Source organism: Microbulbifer sp. 2205BS26-8 (assembly GCF_030731025.1).
GTDB lineage: Bacteria > Pseudomonadota > Gammaproteobacteria > Pseudomonadales > Cellvibrionaceae > Microbulbifer > Microbulbifer spongiae.
On record NZ_JAVAMR010000055.1, the window covers coordinates 1 to 20,491 of the forward strand.

Annotated in this window: 11 protein-coding genes and 4 pseudogenes; 10 read left to right on the top strand and 5 right to left on the bottom strand. The window is 54.0% G+C overall.

What is annotated here, in order from left to right:
• Positions 1 to 193: 193 nt before the first annotated feature.
• Positions 194 to 1,189: a hypothetical protein gene (locus Q5Y71_RS14455; protein ID WP_306042817.1), complete on the bottom strand. Its 996-nt coding sequence runs from the start codon at positions 1,187 to 1,189 to the stop codon at positions 194 to 196.
• A 443-nt stretch (positions 1,190 to 1,632) separates the two neighbouring features.
• Here Q5Y71_RS14455 and Q5Y71_RS14460 point away from each other — a divergent pair, with 443 nt between their 5' ends.
• From Q5Y71_RS14460 to Q5Y71_RS14495, 8 genes and pseudogenes are all read left to right on the top strand, one after another.
• A complete protein-coding gene (locus Q5Y71_RS14460) occupies positions 1,633 to 2,763 on the top strand; it encodes a glycosyltransferase family 4 protein (protein WP_306042818.1) in 1,131 nt (376 codons plus the stop codon).
• 160 nt (positions 2,764 to 2,923) lie between these two features.
• The gene (locus tag Q5Y71_RS14465) at positions 2,924 to 4,270 is read left to right on the top strand and encodes a class I SAM-dependent methyltransferase (RefSeq protein WP_306042819.1); all 1,347 of its coding nucleotides are present in this window, start codon (positions 2,924 to 2,926) and stop codon (positions 4,268 to 4,270) included.
• Positions 4,271 to 4,541: 271 nt separating this feature from the next.
• Positions 4,542 to 5,429, top strand: a pseudogene (gene istA, locus Q5Y71_RS14470) (IS21 family transposase); the annotation flags it as partial.
• Between the two features lie 6 nt (positions 5,430 to 5,435).
• A pseudogene (locus Q5Y71_RS14475) lies at positions 5,436 to 5,879 on the top strand (ATP-binding protein); the annotation flags it as partial.
• A gap of 210 nt (positions 5,880 to 6,089) precedes the next feature.
• On the top strand, positions 6,090 to 7,025 hold the full coding sequence (locus Q5Y71_RS14480; RefSeq protein WP_306042820.1) for an NAD-dependent epimerase/dehydratase family protein: 936 nt from the start codon (positions 6,090 to 6,092) through the stop codon (positions 7,023 to 7,025).
• A gap of 89 nt (positions 7,026 to 7,114) precedes the next feature.
• Positions 7,115 to 9,208 carry a glycosyltransferase gene (locus tag Q5Y71_RS14485; protein ID WP_306042821.1) on the top strand — a complete coding sequence of 698 codons (2,094 nt, stop codon included), beginning with the start codon at positions 7,115 to 7,117 and terminating at the stop codon, positions 9,206 to 9,208.
• A 58-nt stretch (positions 9,209 to 9,266) separates the two neighbouring features.
• On the top strand, positions 9,267 to 11,519 hold the full coding sequence (locus Q5Y71_RS14490) for a glycosyltransferase (protein ID WP_306042822.1): 2,253 nt from the start codon (positions 9,267 to 9,269) through the stop codon (positions 11,517 to 11,519).
• Positions 11,520 to 11,546: 27 nt separating this feature from the next.
• A complete protein-coding gene (locus Q5Y71_RS14495; protein WP_306042823.1) occupies positions 11,547 to 14,270 on the top strand; it encodes a glycosyltransferase in 2,724 nt (907 codons plus the stop codon).
• Between the two features lie 62 nt (positions 14,271 to 14,332).
• Here Q5Y71_RS14495 and Q5Y71_RS14500 read toward each other — a convergent pair whose 3' ends face one another.
• The 4 genes and pseudogenes from Q5Y71_RS14500 to Q5Y71_RS14515 form a co-directional block, all read right to left on the bottom strand.
• Positions 14,333 to 15,613: an NAD-dependent epimerase/dehydratase family protein gene (locus Q5Y71_RS14500; protein WP_306042824.1), complete on the bottom strand. Its 1,281-nt coding sequence runs from the start codon at positions 15,611 to 15,613 to the stop codon at positions 14,333 to 14,335.
• A 49-nt stretch (positions 15,614 to 15,662) separates the two neighbouring features.
• Positions 15,663 to 16,913: a transposase gene (locus Q5Y71_RS14505; protein ID WP_306042825.1), complete on the bottom strand. Its 1,251-nt coding sequence runs from the start codon at positions 16,911 to 16,913 to the stop codon at positions 15,663 to 15,665.
• 510 nt (positions 16,914 to 17,423) lie between these two features.
• Positions 17,424 to 17,594 (bottom strand): annotated as a pseudogene (locus tag Q5Y71_RS14510) (IS91 family transposase); the annotation flags it as partial.
• 103 nt (positions 17,595 to 17,697) lie between these two features.
• A pseudogene (locus Q5Y71_RS14515) lies at positions 17,698 to 17,928 on the bottom strand (transposase); the annotation flags it as partial.
• A 432-nt stretch (positions 17,929 to 18,360) separates the two neighbouring features.
• On the opposite strand from Q5Y71_RS14515, the gene Q5Y71_RS14520 reads away from it, so the two are divergent.
• Both Q5Y71_RS14520 and Q5Y71_RS17645 read left to right on the top strand, forming a co-directional pair.
• Positions 18,361 to 19,905 carry a hypothetical protein gene (locus Q5Y71_RS14520; RefSeq protein WP_306042826.1) on the top strand — a complete coding sequence of 515 codons (1,545 nt, stop codon included), beginning with the start codon at positions 18,361 to 18,363 and terminating at the stop codon, positions 19,903 to 19,905.
• A gap of 385 nt (positions 19,906 to 20,290) precedes the next feature.
• A complete protein-coding gene (locus Q5Y71_RS17645) occupies positions 20,291 to 20,428 on the top strand; it encodes a winged helix-turn-helix domain-containing protein (RefSeq protein ID WP_371877068.1) in 138 nt (45 codons plus the stop codon).
• Positions 20,429 to 20,491: the final 63 nt, after the last annotated feature.

Below are 20,491 nucleotides of genomic sequence, written 5' to 3' on the forward strand. Positions count from 1 at the left end.
CGGTTATGGTTTTACAATCACCGCCGGCCACACAAAGCAAATGGCGGTAAACCACCGTTGATGGTGGCTTAACCTCTACTTTTGGTTGCGGGTAAAAATGAGGGGATTACCCTGCCGCGAGGCCAAAGCGAGACCATTTCGGTTAGCCTGCTTTTCAATCCAGTATAGCGGGCAACACAGATTTTTGATTGATCTATTGAAATTTTCTCTTAATTTGTCGCACTGCGCGGTCATAGCGGTTCTTGTTGTGCATACCTCTGAGCCCCTCGTCATGAAACGTATGCTCAAAGGTTTTCCCCACAGCATCAAGGTGGTCCAGCGCATCGACGGCATTGCCCTTCTCGCCCAGCAAATAGGCCTTGGATATCTCCATTCGTAATTGAAACATATCTTCCAAATGCTGATTGGCATAACAGTCATGATACTTCAGGCATTCATCTAATGAGGCCTGAGTAAATGGATCATATTCAACGATATGATCAGGAATCTTTTTAGTACATTTATATATCGAAGTGGTGAAAACCTGTCCATACCATTCAAAATACTCTGCAAGATAACCCATCGTTATTTTGATCCAAGGTAGCCGGTCAAAGAAAAAGTCCTGATTTATAAAAAATGACGAATCGGGGAGAAGATTTGGCATAAATTGTTGAGTGACATGCCTGTTTAGTGCCGGTGTTTTGCACACATCGACAAAACAGATTTCAATTGCCCGCTTTGGCCAGGTAAAGGTGTTGAAGTCGCCGATATTTAGGTTAATTAGCTCAGTGTACGGTGCAATATTGTCTTTGAGGGTAGGTACGAATGAGTCTCCGAATTTATACCTTACATGGTCGAAATGTCTGACAACATCGGCGCCGTTTGCAGGCGCTGGAAGATAGCCAAGTTCATAGCTATGAATCGGTTTTTCGCCTTCGAGCCAGTTCGAGCCCGGATTTTTCAGATAGGGATTCTCCGTCAGGCCCTGCGCAAGCGCAACGACGGATGAGCCCATAAAGCTCCCCGCATCTATGACAAAACCCTGCGCTTTGTACTTGCTCTTCGCAAGAGAGTATAAAAATTTTCGTTCCGAAATGGACAGCATGCCGGGTGTTTCCAGTAGATGTGCTGGCGTTGGTATTTCGAAATCACTGATCTGCGGATGACAAATACACCCGGCGGAGGTTCTACCCCAACTCATGGTATTCAATCCGATGACCTCCTTCTAGAGTGGTCACGTTTGGCTGGATGCGGACGAGTTTCTTGGGTTTCATCTCGTCCAGTGATAAGCTGAGTTGCCGCCGCTGCGGCAAACCATATGCTCGCATTGCGCACACCACGGTTCGAGCACTTCGCATCAAGCCCGATATTGAGTGGCAATAGGCGATTACTCTAGGTTAGTAGCCGAGCATCCAGTGGTACGCCTTAGTGCACAGGCTTGAGTTGACTCAGCTGCGCCAGATTGTACTACTGTTTGAAGGTGGCGTGGGTTGGATTCGCGGGCCAAATTGTCGCGCGAGTAACAAGCGCAGCCTGCGCGTCCATGCGGGCGGGAATATGAGACTGTTGTCAGTAGCATACTCCGTTCCGGGGAGAAGCGATGGCTCCAAATGGGCCGAGAATTTGCGTAAATCTGTTCAAGCATCTAGGCGATTGGTCTACATTGTCAATGTAGACTGGTATTTTCTGCTGCACTGGCAGGACCGCGCGGAGGCGGCACAACAGTGTGGCTATAGCGTGCATATCTTGGCCGCCTCGACCGATCCCGTTCTCGCCGTGCGCATCGCGGATTTGGGTTTTAAGCTGCACGAAATTCCTCTCTCCCGTCGAAGTCTAAATCCAGTGCGCGAGATTAGCTGCGTGATGCAGCTGTATTCGCTGCTCAAGGATCTTCAGCCCGACCTTATCCACTGCGTCACGCTGAAGCCGGTAGTTTACGGAGGCTTCATAGCGCGCTGGCGCAATATTCCCTGTCTGTCCAGTGTCGTGGGGCTGGGCCATGCTTACTCCAAGGACACGGTATTTTATAGGAGTTTATGGGCGGGCCTGGAGAAACTCATGGGATTTGCCTTCGCGGCGAGGAAGACCATGGTCAGCTTTGAGAATCGTCACGATATGGAGCTGCTGAGATCGCGGCAGGTGCTGTCCGGCTCCCAGGCCGTAATCGTGCCCGGAGCCGGTGTGGATCTGGATCGATTTTCCTGGAGTGAGGAGGTTGACGATGGCAGGACCACCCTGAAAATTTTGTTTGCCGGCCGGCTGCTGAAGAGCAAGGGGCTGGATCAGCTCGTGGCGGCGGTGGAGTCTCTTCGAAGGCAGGGCAAAACCCTAGAGCTGCATGTCGCCGGAATAGTCGACAGCGACAGCCACGATGCGATACCAGGCGATGAGCTTACTCAATGGATCTCCGGAGGAATTATCGATTGGCACGGCCAGGTTCGCGATATCGAGCGACTCATAGCGGATGTCAATCTTGTCTGCCTTCCCACCCGTTATGGCGAGGGGCTTCCGCGGGTCCTGGTGGAGGCGGGCGCGGTGGGTCGTGCGGTGGTTGCTACTGATATGCCGGGTTGCCGCGAGTTTATTCATTCGAATCGAGATGGCTTGCTGGTACCTGCCGGTAACCTAGAGGCACTGGAGAGTGCCATAGGCGCGCTGGTCGATGATCCCGACCGGCGCCGGCAGCTCGCCACCAACGCTCGCAAAAAAGTTGAACAGACTTATAGTAACGAACATGTCATCGCTCAGACTCTCGGCTTGTATGAGGATCTGCTGCGGAAATAGTACCCTAACCTATGGATACAGGGGGCCTGCAATGTCGGCTCGGCGCAGCGGCGAAGCCTCCGAGGTGGCGGGGCTGCGGCGCGCAATGAGCAGGTGTATGCTTTTGCCGCAGGCGAAGATCGCGTAGCTCCATAGACTTGTATTAGGTACGGATGCCCGAATGTTGAAAGACACACTGTCAGAGGCGCGCAGACTGCGAGTAGGCGGCGAGATAGATGCCGCGCTGGACTTGTTGCTGCGGTGTACCCCCGAGAGGCCACACCTATGGCTATCTCTGGAAATTTCAAGGTGCTACCTGCTTCGTGGAGAGATGGACAGGGCCGAGCAAACATTGGCCGATTTCGAAGGGCTAGAGAGTGAACGTGTCGGCCTCGTCATGCAATACGGCCGAATTCGTGAACAAAGGGGCGAGTTGCAGGCCGCCGCAGACCACTATCGCAGGGCCCTTCTTCTGGACTCCGATAGCACTACCGCCGCCCGATGTCTTGAACGAGTGCAGGCCACGCTGGACGCCGAGGCCCACCGCGTGTCCCTTGAAAGTCTGGTCGATGAGATTGAACGCACTTTAGGGGCGGGGGCGGGGGATCTGGACGCGCTGCTGACCCGCCTTCGCGACTATTTGCCCTTTATTGAGTGCAGTCGCTGGGATGAGGATGGGCTGTATGCGAGGGCTGCCCATATTTTGTTCAATCGGGATTGCCGCGAGGCGCTTGCGAATTACCATCCCGCGCTGATAGACATGTCGGTGAGTCTGGGCTACCTGATCTGGCCTAGGCGAATTCAGCGTTATGTGCAAGGGCGTAGCGTGCTCGATGTCGGCTGTCGATTCAGTGCATATGGAGCCGGGTTTCTGGCCGCGGGTGCCAGTTCCTATACCGGGCTCGATCCGCAGTTGGAAATGGACGGTTTGTGTGCCAAGAACAAGCGGACGCGCGAGTGGTCGCAGATGCCGATGACGGGCAGGGAGGCGATGAAGCTTCTACCGGGCCTGCATCTGATCCAGGGTAAATCGGAAGACATTGCCCACACGCAGCAGTACGACTGTATCGTCATGCACAATGTTACCGAGCACTTGATGGACATAGATCGAGTGTTCGAGGGGCTGGTGCCCTTGATGCACCAGGACTCGAAAATGATCTTCCTGCACCACCACTATTACTCCTGGAACGGGCACCACCGCCCGCCCATCAGGTTGAGCCAGTATGACCCCCAGAACGAACAGCACCGTCGCTACGCCGACTGGCAGCACGTCATTGGGATCGGTCAGATTCCGCCCGACGACTATCTTTTCAGGAATCTCAACCGGGTTACATTGAACGCCCTCCGGACATTGGTCGATCGACTGCTGGATATTGAGATCTGGGAAGAACAGCGGGATGCCGAGGACATTCTGGCAAGATTGACTCCTGATATCGTCGAGGAAGCGGCGCGACAACACGGTGTTGGTTACGAGGACCTGGCCACGCGCGTAGTATTCTGTGTGGCTACAAGCAAAGCGTCCCAATAGAGCCCTTTTATCGCAGCCCGATTGGTTTGTAGTGCCGGATGCATTTTTTTCCCAACTGTGAACACCTGTTTTCGCCAACCGTGAACACCGATTTTTCTCCAAGCGTGAACACTTTTGCCACCCGGCAAAAATAGGTGTTCACAGATAAAAACCACCGTTCACGGTTGACAAAATTCCTCTACTCTCCCCCTTCCGCAGGCCCTCACTTACCCTGCGCTCCTTTCGTGTTTCTCAACCGTCAGGAGCCAACATGACAACCAAGAGGGTCTCTATGCAAAAACTCAAGGAACTACTGCGCCTCCACCACGAGGCCAACCTCTCCCAGCGCCAGATCGCCCGTAGCCTCAACCTCTCCGTGGGCGCCGTCTCCAAGTACCTGCGCCGCGCCGAGATGGCTGGGATCACCTGGCCACTGCCGCCGGAGTGGTCCGAGGCGGCGCTGGCCGCGCGCCTGCAACCCAAGCGCAAGCCCCTGGAGGGCAGGACTATGGCGGAACCGGACTTCACCGCGATACAGCGGGAGCTGCAGTGCAAGGGCATGACCCTGCAGCTGCTGTGGGAGGAGTACGCCCGCGACAACCCCGACGCCCACTATAGCTACTCGCGCTTCACCGTCCTCTACCGGCACTGGCGGGGCAAGCGCCAGCTGTCCATGCGCCAGCAGCACCGCGCCGGCGAGAAGCTGTTCGTGGACTACTGCGGGCCCACAGTGCCGGTGATCAATCCGGACACCGGCGAGGTGCGCCAGGCACAGGTTTTCGTGGCGGTGCTGGGGGCCTCCAGTTACACCTACTCCGAGGCCACCTGGACTCAGTCGCTGCCCGACTGGATCGGCTCGCACGTGCGCTGCTTCAGCTTTCTGGGCGGGGTGAGTGAGGTGCTGGTGCCCGATAACCTCCGTAGCGCCGTCAGCCGTGCCTGCCGCTACGATCCGGACATCAACCCCACCTACCAGCAGCTCGCGGCCCACTACGGCGTGGCGGTGCTGCCGGCGCGCCCCTACAAACCCAAGGACAAGTCCAAGGCAGAGGTGGGCGTGCAGGTGGTGGAGCGCTGGATACTGATGCGCCTGCGCAAGCGGGAGTTCTTCACCCTCGCCGCGCTCAACCAGGCCATCCGTGACCTCTTGGGAGACCTCAACCGGCGCCCCTTCAAGCAGCGCCGCAACCTGCTGATTGAGGGGCCCACCGGCACCGGCAAAACCTACCTCGCCTGCGCCCTCGGGCAAAGTGCCTGCGAGCGGGGTATCCCGGTGCGCTACTTCCGCAGCAGCCGCCTGCTGGAGAGCCTCACTATCGCCCACGGCGACGGCAGCTTCGGCAAGCTGCTGGCGCAGCTCGCCAAGACCGACGTCCTCATCCTGGACGACTGGGGACTGGAGGGGCTCACGCCGCCGCAGCGCAACGACCTGCTGGAAGTGATCGAGGACCGCCACGGTTGCGGCTCCACCCTCATCACCAGCCAACTGCCCGTCAGCGAATGGCACCAGACCATCGGCGACCCCACCCTCGCCGACGCCATCCTCGACCGGCTGCTGCACAATGCGCACCGCATCAAGCTGGAGGGCGAATCCATGCGCAAAAAACTCGCAGAAGTTGACTCACTGTGAACACTTGCGCTACAAAGGTGCCGCCTGTGTGAGGGCGGCGTCTGGGGTGTTCACGCTTCGCAAAATTAGATGTTCACAGTTACAAAAATACGCAGCTACAAGCAAAGCGTCCCAATAGGGCCCTTTTATCGCAGCCCGATTGGTTTGTAGTGCCGGAGTTAGCGAGTCGCTTGAATAGGGATTGTTTGAACTGGCGGGGGCTATAGCTCGATGATCGATAGAGTATTGGTTACCGGGGGCGCGGGTTTCGTGGGCAGTAACCTGGTCAGGTTGTTGCTCGAACGAGGCTATGCGGTGCGTGTGCTGGACAACTTTGCGCGAGGCCGGCAGGCCTACCTACAGGGATTGGACGTTGAGATAGTAGAGGCGGACATACGTCAGGCCGAGGCTATTGGCGGGGCCTTCGCAGGTGTCGATCGGGCCGTGCACCTGGCGGCCTTGGGTTCCGTGGTTGAGTCGATCGAGGACCCTGTCACCAATTTCGAATCCAATGTGCTTGGCACTTTCAACGTGCTCAGGGCTGCCACAGAGGCCGGCGTCGAAAGGCTGGTTTTCTCATCCACTGGTGGCGCTTTGATCGGCAATGCCACGCCACCGGTTAACGAGAACTCATTGCCCAGGCCGATATCGCCCTATGGCGCGGGTAAGCTCTGTTGCGAGGCCTACTGTCACGCCTTTGCCCACGCTTATGGACTGCCGACCGTGGCTACGCGTTTCGCCAACGTCTATGGTGCGTATTCAGACCACAAGCAGGGTGTCATAAACCAGTTCTTTCGCCGCATACAGGCGGAGCAGCCCATGGTTATCTACGGTGACGGCAGCGCAACCCGGGACTATATTCATGTGGACGATATCTGCCGGGGCCTGCTGTCGGCGCTCACGCTGGATTTGTCCACACCGGAGGTTATTCACTTGGCCAGTGGAGAGGAGACGTCCCTGGCAACCCTGGCGGGCTACTTTAAGGAGATTAGTGGACAGCCGGATCACCCCATAGAATTTGCTGACCGGCGGCCCGGAGAGGTCGAGCGAAACTTTGCTACGTATGATCGCGCACGCGAAGTGCTTGGATTCCACCCCGAAATCAGTTTGCGGGAGGGCTTGGCTATGACATGGGATTGGCTTTGCCAACGCAACCTTGACGAATGAGGGTTGGCCCCATGCAGGCGGAGATTTTCCCCGGGCTGGAATCTGATTCCCGACGAGCCACTAAACCGTCAACCAAAAGCGTTTTGATCGTGTGTCAGGATATTCTGGGGCCGGTTAGAAATGGAGGGGTCGGGACGGCTTTCTACTATCTCGCCACGGAGCTGGCCAGGGTGGGGCATAGGGTGGAGATTCTGTTCAGCCTCGGCTCTTATTCGGCAGACCATAGCTTTGCCCATTGGGTGGCCTGGTATGGGGAGAGAGGGATCAAGTTGACCCCGTGTCCCATGCCTGGGATCAAACCGGTTTCCAGCCTGATGGGCGAGGCCTGTGAGCTACAGTATGGCGTCTACGAACATCTCAAGCGGCACGCAGATGAGTACGACCTGGTCCACGGGTCGGAGTGGGGCGCCGATCTCTACTACTGCCTGCTGGCAAAGAAGCTCGGCCTTCACTTCTCGAGCCTACACTTCGTCCTCAAGTCCTCCAGCCCACTGCTGTGGAGCAGGATCGGAAACAGCCAGCCGACGTCGCATATAGCGGATCTACCGAGAATCTATATGGAGAGACGGTGCATCGAGTTGGCGGATACCGTAGTTAGTGGCAGTCAATATATGTTGAACTGGATGCGGGAGAACGGCTATGAGCTGCCCGCCGGTCGCTGTTTCGCGCAACCCAATGTGTTTCCTGACACTGTCGTAGAATCCCGCCCACCAGCACTCGCGGATTCCTTTGATGAGATCGTTTTCTTTGGTCGGCTGGAGCCGCGCAAGGGGCTGCTGGTTTATCTCGACGCGCTTGCCATGTTGCTGTCAAACAGTTCCGGCGCGTACCTGTCGCAGATCCGCTTCACCTTTCTCGGTAAAAAGCGCAGTGATTTTGATGCAAGCGCAGCCATCCGCAGTGTACTCGGGCCATTTGGAGTTGCGTACCGGATAGTAGATGGCCTGGGCCAACCGGAGGCTCTGGCTTATCTGGTGGGCCGACCGGGCTGCCTGGTGGTAATGCCATCACTCATCGATAACAGCCCCTTTGGTGTCTATGAAATGCTGGCCTGCGAAAAGCCGTTTATCACCAGCAATCGCGGTGGCGCCAGGGAATTGATCCAGCCACAGGAGCATGAGCGAACCCTGTGTGATCCCACGCCGCCGGCACTCTCGATGTGCATCGCGAAGCAGCTCGCCGGGAAGCCGCAAACGACGCTTGCGGTGGGTAAGTTATCAGAGTCTTTAGCCGATTGGAAAAGATGGCATGAAACAAGCTGTTTAGCGTCGCATGCAGATGTTCTCACCGGTGAGGATCCATTGGTCAGCATCTGTCTTGTGACCTGTAACCGGCCGGCAGAGTTGGCCCAGGCTATCGATTCGGTAGCGCGGGTAGAGTACACGAATATCGAACTGATTATTGTGGACGATGCCTCGGATTCAGAGCCAGCCAGGGAGTTCATCGATACACTAAAGCAGCGGCAGTTTGATTTTCCGTACCGGCTTATACGGCAGGAAAAGGGTTATTTAGGTAAGGCGAGAAATAGAGCCGCCAGAGAGGCGGCGGGTGAGTATCTCCTGATGCTGGATGATGACAATCTGTTGCAGCCCCAGGCCCTGCGGTGTTTTGTCGATGTGGCCAGGCGCACCGACGCGGATATTCTAACTTGTTTCAGCGACATGTTTCTCGATGTGAGCGGTAGTCAGCCCCCTGCTTCTTCTGGTCGTATCCTGTTTGTTGGCGCTGATCTGTCTACGGGCTACTTCCGCAATCCCTTTGGCGATTCGAACTGCATGATCAAGCGGACAAGCTATCTCGAGATCGGGGGCTTCAGCGAAGAGTATAAGGTCGGCCTGGACGACCAGGAGTTTTTTGCCCGCGCCGTGCTGCGAGGATTTCAGCTGGAGCTTATCCCTGAGTCGCTCTACTGGTACCGGGTGGGTGCAAATCGTATGCGCAGCAAGCACTACGCGAGCTTCGCCGGTAGACAGCGGGTTACCGAAACCTATATCCGAGAATTGAGTTTAAACGCAGGGATAGACAACCTGCTGCGCTATGCCCAGGGACAGGCTGCCGATGAAGTCAGTGTGAAACGGCTGCTCGCCAGGCGGCTCCTTCGCTATAACAGAGTCCGCCGATTCATGTACCGCTTTCCCCGCCTACTTGAAATGCTCAAGCCCTTGCTGAGAAAGCTGCTATGAATTATTTCGAGAATCCCTCAAGAGTCAGCGGCTGAGGTCGTCCCGATGAGTAGGTCCTATGCCTTCACCTGATTTCTTTTACCAGCGCGATAGAATCGATCTGGCGGGACAGGCGCGCAGCGATCTTGCCTTTCCGGGATTGGGCCAGGCTGCATGTGCCGCTCTTCCTTTCAGGCCACTGAACATCTGCATCATCACCCAAGATTTCGTGGGGCCGGTTCTCAACGGTGGCATCGGCACCGCTTATATGTACGCGGCCCGAGCGCTCAGCGAAACGGGACACAAGGTCACGGTGTTCTACTGCAGTAAGAGCTGTGTCAATGAGACGCTGGAATACTGGCGCGACTTCTACGCAAAACAGCGTATAGAGTTTATACCGGCGGACGATATCGCTGTCGTTCTCGCCAGGGGACCGATGACCAGCGCGATGCGCCTGCCCTACATGGCGCTGGACTGGTTGAAATCGCGCGAGACGGAATTCGATATTGTTCACGTGTCCGAGTGGAGCGCGACAGGATATCTTTGTCTTCAGGCGAAGTGCTCGGGGCTGCATTTTCAGAAAACCCGGTTCGTGGTCAAGTGCTCCAGCCCTTTGCTCTGGAACCGTATGGGCAATGCGGAGACGATAGCGGATGTGAGGTCCCTGTCGACGATGTTCATGGAGCGTCGGTGCGTGGAGATGGCGGACTACGTGATCTGCGGCAGTCGATATCTGCTGAATTGGATGGTGGATCAGGGCTACGCGTTACCCCATGGCAGAACCTATGTGCAGCCGAACGTTTTTCCGGTTGGAGACATCCATATCCGGGAAGGGGAAAGCAGAATCGTCGAGGTCGAAGAGCTGGTTTTCTTCGGTCGTATTGAGCCTCGAAAGGGTATCCATTTCTTTGTCGACGCCCTGGTCAATCTCAAAGCTGACGGCTTTTTTGATGGGCGCCAAGTGCCCAGGGTGACGCTACTGGGCAAGGTCCGCAGGACTTTCAAGCTGGCGCCGCTGATCGAGCGTTTGCAGGCCTCCTTGGGTATAGAGGTGACGGTGTACCAGGATAAGAGCCAGCCTGCGGCATTGGATTATTTGAAAGCAGAGAGGGGCCGGGTCGCGGTAATGCCTTCCCTGATGGATAACAGCCCTTTTGGCGTCTACGAATGCCTGGCCAAAGCCATCCCTTTTGTCACCAGTTCCGCCGGTGGTGGCAGGGAGTTGATCGCCGAGGCTGATTGGTCTGATGTGGTATTTGAAGCGAGTCCGAATGGTCTGGCGCGTTGCCTGCGCTCTCTATTGGAAAACGGCTGTCCGCTGGCCACCGCGTCCTTCGATTTTGAAAAGAGCTTGTCTGAGTGGTTGCAGTGGCATTTGTGGGCGGCGGATCAGCCGGCGAGCGAAAGGCGCGCTGGGCACGATGGCGATTTAAAAAAACCGTTGGTCAGTGTGTGCATTGCCCACCACAACCGTGGAACACTCCTACGCAATGCACTTGAATCCGTGCTGAAACAGACCTACCGCAATCTCGAAATTGTCATTGTGGATGATGGCAGTACGGACGGTCAGTCCATAAAAGTTTTGGCGGACATCGAGAAGTCTGCCTACTCTTTCCCTGTGAGCGTGGTTCGGCAGGACAATCGCTATCCGGGTGCGGTGAGAAATTCGGGGATTGCCCAGGCTAAGGGCGATTACATACTTTTCATGGACGACGACAATGAGGCGAAGCCGGAAGAAGTCGCCACCTTTGTTCAGGTGGCCGGCCATACCGAAGCGGATGTTCTCACCTGCTGCTCCGACACATTCGTCGGGTTTCGGCCAGATACTGAGCCCGACAAGAGTAGGCGGATCATCTACCAGGGGGAAAATCTGGCGATGGCGCTGATGCTCAATCCATTCGGTGACAGCAACTGCTTTGTGCGCCGGGAGGCCGTCAAAAGGATAGGCGGTTTTTCTGAGTATTATAAGGTCGGGATGGAAGACCTGGAGTTTTTTGTCCGGGCGTATCTTTCCGGGCTGAAGATTTTCATGGTTCCAGAAGCGCTTTATTGGTATCGAATAAACCGGACCAGGATTCGTCAGAGCCACTACAGTCGCTACGCCGGGCGCGTCCGGGTTCTGGAGCCTCTTACTCAGGGCATGCAGCCTGAGATAGCTAATCTGCTGCGCTACGCGTCTGGGATGTGTCATGAGCACGGCCAGACCACGGGTAGTGCCGCGAATCCAAAGGGCCGGATCAAGGAGGCCGGGCGCCGGGTGGTAGGGCATTCTGCCGGGCTTGAAAAGCTTGCGCGGCGCGTTTATCGCCGCCTTTTTAATCCCCAGCGCTGACTCGAGAGCAGGAGGTTGCGGAATCGTATGAGTGACAAGAAGTCTGGCGGTAGTCTGCGCTCAGATGTTATGTCTGGCTACAGGGAGGCACACCTCGCGCCCCCCGTGGGTAGTCTGGACAGGGAGCACCCCATCTACGATGAGGCAACCTTTCAGTCCAGTACGAAGGTGGTTGAAGGGGTTTTGCCCAGAGTACACGACGCGGACTTTGGTGAGTTTTCTGACCTGAGTGGGTATCTTCTTCCAGAGTCGCAGCATCGCCACCTGCGCGTTTGTATTACGACGGAAGATATCGCCGGCCCGGTTCGCAATGGCGGCATTGGCACAACCTACACGCATCTGGCCCACATGTTGGCTAAAGTCGGACATGCCGTCACGATTCTTTATCTTAGAGGTAACCACTCGGAGATCGAGTCCATCGAACATTGGATCGATCACTATGCCACCAGGAATGTAGAATTTGTACCCGTGCCGGACCCGGAACTGCCGCTGGAGTGCGACTCACCGCGCTGGATCATGCCCATGATCGCCATGTACCAGTATCTCGCTGGACGGCAGTTCGATCTGGTCCATGTTTCGGAATGGCGCGGATCGGCGTATTACTGTCTGCTCGCCAAACGGCAGGGTATCGCATTTCAGGACACTGTCTTTTGTGTCAAAACCTCCTCGCCCTGGCTGTGGAACCGCGATTACCTCTCGATACCGCTGGAGGCGGATGACGAACTGGTCAAATGCTACGCCGAGAAGCGCTCCGTCGAATTGGCGGACATCGTAGTGGGTGGAAGTGCCCACCTGCTCCGATGGATGCAGGTGCAGGGCTATCAATTGCCGCATGAAAGGACACACGTCCAGCCCAATGTGTTGGCCCTGGAGCCGATTGAAATGGGCGGTGAATCTGCGCGCGCCGTCGGTGTTGTGCAGGCGATTGATGAGCTGGTGTTCTTTGGTCGCCTCGAATGGCGCAAAGGCCTGCAAATTTTCTGTGACGCCGTGTCCCGCATGGTTAGGGCGGGGACCACACCGAAAAAGGTCGCTTTTTTGGGTAAACCCGGTTCGCGCATTGCCACCCATGCGCATTTGAGCCCCGAGGAGTACATCTGCGAGCAGGCAGAGCGGTGGCCTTTTCCCATCGAGATACACACCGATTTTCAACACTCCACCGCTATTCGCTATCTGAGCGTGCCCGGGCGTATGGCGGTGATGCCATCGCTAATTGAAAACAGTTCCCTGGCGGTCTACGAGGCGCTGGTTTACCGCTTTCCCTTTCTGGCCAGTGACGTCGGGGGCACTCGGGAGCTGGTAAGTGAGGACTATTGGGAAAAAGTGTTGTTCAAGCCCTTGCCGCAGGCTTTGTGGCCGCGGCTTGCAGCAGTACTCAAGAAGGGCGGTGTGGTAGCCGCGCCGGCCTTCGACAACGAGCGGAACCTGTTCATGTGGAGGGCTTTTCACGATAGCCTTGGCGGCATGATAGAGCGCGATGAGCACCGCAAGTACTTCCCTGTGCCATCGTCGCCGCAGGCGGAGGTTGCTGGAGTCTCGGTATGTATGGTGCATCGGGACGAGCCAGAGCGCCTGGAATTCGTTCTTCACCGCTTTGAGCAGCAGTCACATGAGCACTGCGAGCTGATAGTGATCGACGACGACAGTGAGCTTGCCGAGGCTCGGCAGAAGTTCGCCAGCCTGGAGTCAAAATACGAATCCAAAGGCTGGAAATTTCTGCGCAACAGCGACCGACTGGGCTATGCCGCCTCACAAAACAGGGCTGCGGCAGCGGCGGAGGGGCATTGGCTATTGTTCACCGACTTAGATAACGCGCCCCGGACGGATGCCCTTGAGATCTTCGAACGGACTGCCCGGTGTACAGGGATGGATGCCATGTTTTCGTTCCATGAAGTACTGCCATCGGAGCATATCGCAGCGGGTGAAGAGCAGCGGCAGGGCAGCGTGCTACACGTACCGTTGGGAGCGGACGACGCCTGCAGCTTCTACGGCAACATGACAGTGGAATCAGACCTATTCCTGAAGCGCGACGCCTTCCTGCGGCTGGGCGGATTCAATGACATCTACCGGGTGGGTGGCGAGCGCACCGAGATCTTAATTCAGGCTCGACTGAAGGGTTATCAAGTCGACTTAATACCCCGTGCTCTAACTCGGCGGAGACACCCGGAGGATTGCACCAGCGAGCGTGAGAACGCCAAGGGGGCCGATGCGTTGCGCCTGGTCCGACTGTACAGCGGTATGGCTCCGCTGGCGCACCAGAATATCCTCTGGTCCGCCAGAGGTTTCTACGGCCGCATGAGGCATTTTCAAGGTCGATTCAAGGAAGCGCGGGAAAAGTCGGCTGAACAGCGGGACCAGATAAAGCGTCTGTGGAGCAAGCGCAATGAGCTGGAAGATAAGATTGCCCAGCTGCGTCAAGCGGCACAAACCAGCAGCGCTGCGGACAAGGTACGCCGAGCGGAGCTAAAAGAGATGCGCCGCAGAAACGCTGAGCTGACGCGGCCACTGAAGAAGAGTGACCATGCGACCAAAAAACAGTCCGCTGAGTTAAGTGAGCTAAGGCTGACAGCGGCGAATCTTGAGGAAGAGATGATTCACTTGCGCAAGCGGTTGCGGGAACTGCGGGCAGCCAATCAGAGGGTAAGGAAGACCAGGGACCGCTACAAAATCGAGCTGGCCAATCTGCGACAGAGTACCATCTGGAGGTTAACGAAACCCCTGCGGCGATTTGTGGACCGCATTCGGCGATAGAGGCCAGACGGCCATCCAGACAAGCCGAAAGACTTGTATCTCTCGCCGTCGGCTGGGGCAGGCTAAGCCTCGGCCAGATCCCTCTCAGTGCCGGAGAGCCGGGCGTTGAGCTGCTCGATCTTTTCGGCATCGACAGCTACTGACACGTTCTTTTCTTGCTGCAGAATGGCGGCAGCGCGCTCGCTGTTCCAGTAAGATACGCACTGTATTTTCCGTCGATCGCAGCGCTGGGCATATCGCTGCGCGATATCGACTACTTCGCCGAGTAGGCCCTGTTCTAATCGGGTGGGTTTCAGTCCCATCTCAAGTAGGCAGGCGTTCTCAACATGCAACTCATTTTCCTCTGCCTCGTGACGTGGGTTGGACAGAAAATCCACGCTGCCGTCGGCAATTTCCGCAACCATGCTGGCGAGATCGCGAACTTTGTGTGTCTCCGTCATCTGGTTCATGATCTTGACGCGCTCCCCACAGGCGGGCGGGTTGAGCACGGCGAGTTGTATGCAGCGCACAGTATCGCGTATGTGAATGAAGGCACGGGTCTGGCCGCCTGTTCCATGCACGGTCAGCGGGTAGCCTATGGCGGCCTGCATGAGAAAGCGGTTGAGAACCGTGCCGTAGTCACCGTCGTAGTCGAAACGATTGATCAGGCGCTCGTCCAGGCTGGTTTCTTCTGTGGCAGTCCCCCAGACTATCCCCTGATGCAAGTCCGTGATCCTCACCTTGTCGTTCTTGTTATAGTAGGCGAAAAAGAGCTGGTCCTGAGTCTTGGTTAGGTGGTAGACACTGCCCGGATTAGAGGGGTAGAGGATCTCCTGGTCGCTGACAGTGCCATCGGGCAATTCAGTCTTGATAGGCAGATATCCTTCTGGAATTTTCATACCAGCGGTACCGTAGCCGTACACGCCCATCGTGCCCAGGTGTACGATGTGGGTGTCCAGCCCCAGTTCCACGATTGCGCAGAGCATGTTGTGGGTGGCGTTCAGGTTATTACGGACGGTATAGATCTTTTCTCTCGCGCCTTTCATGGAGTAAGGAGCGGCGCGCTGCTCTGCAAAGTGAACGATGGCGTCGGGATGCTTTAGCTCGATCAGTTCTTTCAGCGCAGGGTAGTCAGCCGCGATATCCAACAAGGCGAAATCGATGGTTTTGCCCGTAATCTCCTGCCAGGCCTCGACTCTCTCACCGATCGATCGAATTGGGGTCAGCGATTCGACTTCCAGCTCGACATCGATCTTTCGCCTGGAGAGGTTGTCAACAATGGTGACATTGTGACCTTGCTGGGATAAATACAGAGAGGTGGGCCAGCCACAGAACCCGTCGCCGCCGAGAATGAGAATATTCAATTATGGGGTCTCCAGGGTATAGGAAGCATCAACGGTGTCCGGTCTGGCATCATAGGTACCTCAGCAGCAATGGCTTCAGCTGCCTCTCGTACAGCCCAGAAGAGGATTTCTTTAGGAAGCAGTGTTTTAGGAACCGTATAATTTGCCGGCTTATTTTTGATACAGCGCGGTAAGAGAAGATGTGCCAGGGAATGCGCTGTTCATGCCTCACGTACCGCTGGTCTATCCGCGCGTCCTGTTTCTTCAGGCTTTTCTCGTCTACGATTTTCCAGTGACCCTGGTGATGGTGTGCAAACAACAGCAGCAACAGTGACGTCATGATCGCCAGTAATGCCTGTTGGGTGATCCCGGTATGCCTTTTGCTCCAGGCTTTGTCGCTGGCAAAGTCGTTTTTCCAGGTATCGTAGCACTTCTCCTCATCCCAGCGGCGCAGGTACAGGAAAGCGATAACACCCGACTCTAAATCCATCTCGTTGGTAAGGAACTGGAAATAGGTGCCCTCGGGGGACTGGTAGCTGATTAACCGCCAGCGCTCGCTGCTGGCTTTCAGCGTCACTTCTTCGTCGTCGTAAACGCCTTCGTTGATGATCGTTTCATCAAACGATTTGACCGTGCTGTCCTCAATCACCAGATTCTCTTTCCAGCGCGTGATAACGGTTTGACGATAGCGGCGCTTTTGCGCATCCCAGAATGGCATATCCACAAAGGCCCGGTCCACAACCCACAGAGCCTTTCGCTGGCGCAATAGGCTATAGGACTCTTTGCTGTAGTCTTTAAATACCAGCATCTCATGGCGGTTTTGGGTTTCGACGCGAACATCGACCGGTGCGCCCAAGCGCACATCGTAAAAGGCCAACATCATGTGGCCCTTAGGATTGTCCCCGCCACCTTGTTTCGGGGTGCAGCGCCGGTAGTGGGCGCTTTCGCTCTGGTAGCTGCCATCGGTGGCGTAGACGGCTCGGCCTTGCAGCCCATTGAGTTGCTGCAGACGGTCTGGCAGCTGCGTTCGGGCTTGTGGAACGAGTTTGGCAAGCGCCTGCTCAAGAATGGTCTTGCGTGGCTCGGAACTCAACGCATCGGAATAGGGCGATCGTGCGACAGGAACGCAATCCGCATCGGTCAAATGAAACAACTGCTGGATTTGTTCGCGCAGCGTTTTCATGCCTTGCAAATGCCGCAGACAACCTGCAAGGATAAAGGCGGGCATGGGTAGCGACTTGAATCGCTGCGGGTTGTGGCGCACCTTGCCGAGCGCCGTGATGGCGGGTGCTAAAAAATCGGCCAGTACAGTTTTGTTCATTAGTGTTTCGTACATTGTTTCGCTGCGACATGACATGGAGTGCTCCCAAAAGTGTTTAAAAAGCAACCAGAAAACGCGTCGCGCACCTGTCGAGCCATGTCAAGTATTTTTTTATGTTTTTTTACATTGCCCCATTCGCCGTATAAACACATGAGAGAGGCGGTTTTGCGTGCGGCAAAAAATATCGGAATTTCAATTATACGGCCTCATGTGGGCTGTAGAGTGGCCGGGTGCTTTTCTGGGTTGGTGGCGGGGGCTTTTAATGCCGGACACCGTTGAGGAAGCATAAACCACCTATTTAGCCTTAAGCCGAAGTATTCTACCCGAAATCCCTGCGGTTGTTTACCATTCAAACCCCAAGTTTTAAGCTGTGGGCATTTGAAATCGATCACTTTTTGCTCTATTTGATCGAAAAGTCCTGCGGATGGTTCTCTTGGCGCAAGTCGCTTCACGGTCCGTTGTCAGGCCCGCTGTAAACTGTGAAAGTTGGCAGTGGCTGGCTTTACGTCGTCAATCGAATAGACCAGTCTGCGGTGAATCGAACAGTTTTTCCTGAGGCGGTGCCCGTTCTGGCGGCAGTGCGTGGCGAGGCGTGTCGGGATTGGCGGCTTTCTGCTTAAGATGTTTGAGGATGTGCCCAATCACTGCCGGATCCTCAATACTGGCAACCACCTTGACGTGACGGGGTACTAGGGACATCCCCAGTTAGGCGAAAGCAGCATTGAATGGATACGATCTTGGTGGCAACGCTATTGTTTTACAAACTCAAAAGTTCCGCCGGTAGATTAATCCGGGCCTTCAGTTCCTGGATTCTTTGCTGCTCAGGGGTAAGGGCCTTACTGGTAGGCGTCTCACCGCCACGTTCAGCCACAAGCTGCTTTACCCAGCGACGGATGCCGGTGGTGCCGACATCCAGTGACCGGGCCGCCTCTGAAATCGAATAGCCCTGATCGACAACCAGGCGGGCAGCATCTAATTTGAACTCGGGAGAGAAGGATCTACGTTGTTTACTCATTGAACACCTCTGCCTCAGGCGGCGACTTTACCACCTAAATTGGTGTCCGGGATTAGTAGACCACTACAGTAGCACGCGAAATCGTTCGGAGAAATGAGCATCCCAGAAAGATTAAGCAAGTGCCATTCTACTATGACCACAATTTATTCCCAATTTATTCAGATGTTCAATCGATTATTTTTCGGAAAGATTAGCCGCCAAGATCCTAAAAATTACGCCTAATTTATACTCAAAGCTTAACTTCATTGACCAAATTAACTAATCGTGATAAGAGGCGTGTCCGGAGGGAAATTATATGGCACGCAATAATTCTATGAAGGACAAGAATCAGTAAAATATTTGAGAGCTTTGTCGTTATATTTATTTCTTGATTATTAGATAGTCTTAATAAATTTCCGATTTTCATATCTGTCTTCAATTGAGGATTCACTTATGAAAAATCATAATTTAAATATCATAATCACTATTTTCATATCAATAATTATTGGCACTATTGCTGTCAATACACGCGCGACTGAAAAAACATATGAACAAATTGTCGAAGAAAGCAATACGGTGTTTTCGGACAGGTACCCATCGATTATCGACAACCAAACAGAATTGGCACGTCTCGCTCATGAATCACCTTATACAGAACATGACGCCACTGTTTTTTTTAAGCAACCTAAAAAATTCGCTTCACTACTCAGCTGGGCACAAAATAATGAGGTTGAAGTTACGCGACTGGAAGCGAGGATACCTGTTGCTGAACAAGTGTTTACAATGGTTTTTATGAATTTTGCACATATTGAAGGAAGCATGAGCGATAAACTTCAATGCATAGAAAACCAACATGACAGGGACGTCAGCAATATGATAAGGCGGGATCGTCAATCGGTATATGGATTAATAAATAGAGACAGGGCAGTATTAGAAAAAGACTTAGATAGTTTACAAAACTTGCTGAAAAAACCTTTGGAATTTATGCGTGTAGAACTTCTAGGGAGCTATAGTAAATTATCCTCTATTAGCCAAAATCCAGATACTGCATTATTAATATTACTTGAGGATAAGTCAACACAGAGAGTGGCTAATTCTACAATGCCAAAATATCCATGCACTCCGGGAAACAGAAATTCTCTAACTCATTCTTTCGGTGCTGTTTCTGAAGGGGATCACGAGGAATTGGGACCTGACGAACAAACTATTACTAATCCCATCCTTGATTCTTTTGGCATAGAAAAATCATCACAAATGTTATCAACGCATTCAACGACCTTAGGTGAATCTCCCTCTATTTGTGGCGGTCCCACTGCCCCTGAAAAGAACTGTCCGGGAGATAGATATTGGCTACCTTATAAAGATGATACCCTGTGGGGAGTGCTCATTCATGTTTATGGGGAGCCGACACCCTGGATGGAAGGGGAATTTGCTTCAATATTCGAATGGTCTACTATTTGGGATTCACAGGCGCAGATGAAACAAAACACTATGGCATTCAAAGCAGTGAATACCGAACATTGCAATCCGGAAATTATTGGGGCAAGTGCACCTTGTGGCGGGTCAACACCTCAACAAGATGTTACCTATGTACCTGAATCTACCTATGAGCATGAGGGTCGAATTCAAAATCTTACTTGTCGTGTGCCAAGAACAGGACTTGACTCGGATAGAGAGCATAATTGTTTAACTCCCTCGCGGTACATTAGCACGCTGCCATACACATATTATCTGGATACGGTCGTAGGTGATCCCAGTGATACATTATCAGCTACTATTGGCACTTTAAGTCCGGAACATGTTAATGAAGGCATACAATACAGAACTAATGTATATTTTTGGTCTTTTGGAAACGAGGATTTTACACTTAAAGAAGTCGTTGTTGCCGGCCAAATTGGGACAGAATACCCTTTTCCCGCACCTGCACCATTTAGAGTTTTTCCTGTTGATACAACTAAAATAGATGATGGTGTTTTGCTGCCTGTTCCACTTCAGTGAGTTTATAACCGAGATAATTCACTAGCAGGGAGAAAATAATAAATAAATCACCATATCATGGCGCACATGAAATACGACGACAAAAACTTAACACTAAAGAGCAGCACCTCATACGAAACATCGCCGTTCAGCGCGTATTTAATGGAGATTCAGCAGTAGAAGTTACCCGTAGTTTTTGACTGGGTATCAAAACCATTTTCCCGTGGTTAAAAATTGGATGGGAAAGGGACATTGATGCTTTGGCTCCCAAAGCAAAATCTGGACGCGACAGGACGAGGTCCCTATTCTAGGGGTAAGAGGTTAATCGGTGGATTATTGGTGATGTAACCCAAGTCAGTACAGTTTTGATTTTGAATCGTGGATAGGTCAGATCGGGCCAGATCTGATTCGTGAGAAATTTGGTATCGAAGTCAGCGTGACAAGTGTCGGAGAACTATTGCAAAGCTTAAGCCTAACTCCGCAAAAGCCACTCAGAAGTGGCCATAAAAAAGACCCAGATTCAACTTGGAAGAGCATACCTTGAATGAAGTGGAAAAAGCGGATTAAAAACGCTTATGCAAAGATTGAAATCCAGGCGAAAAAGACG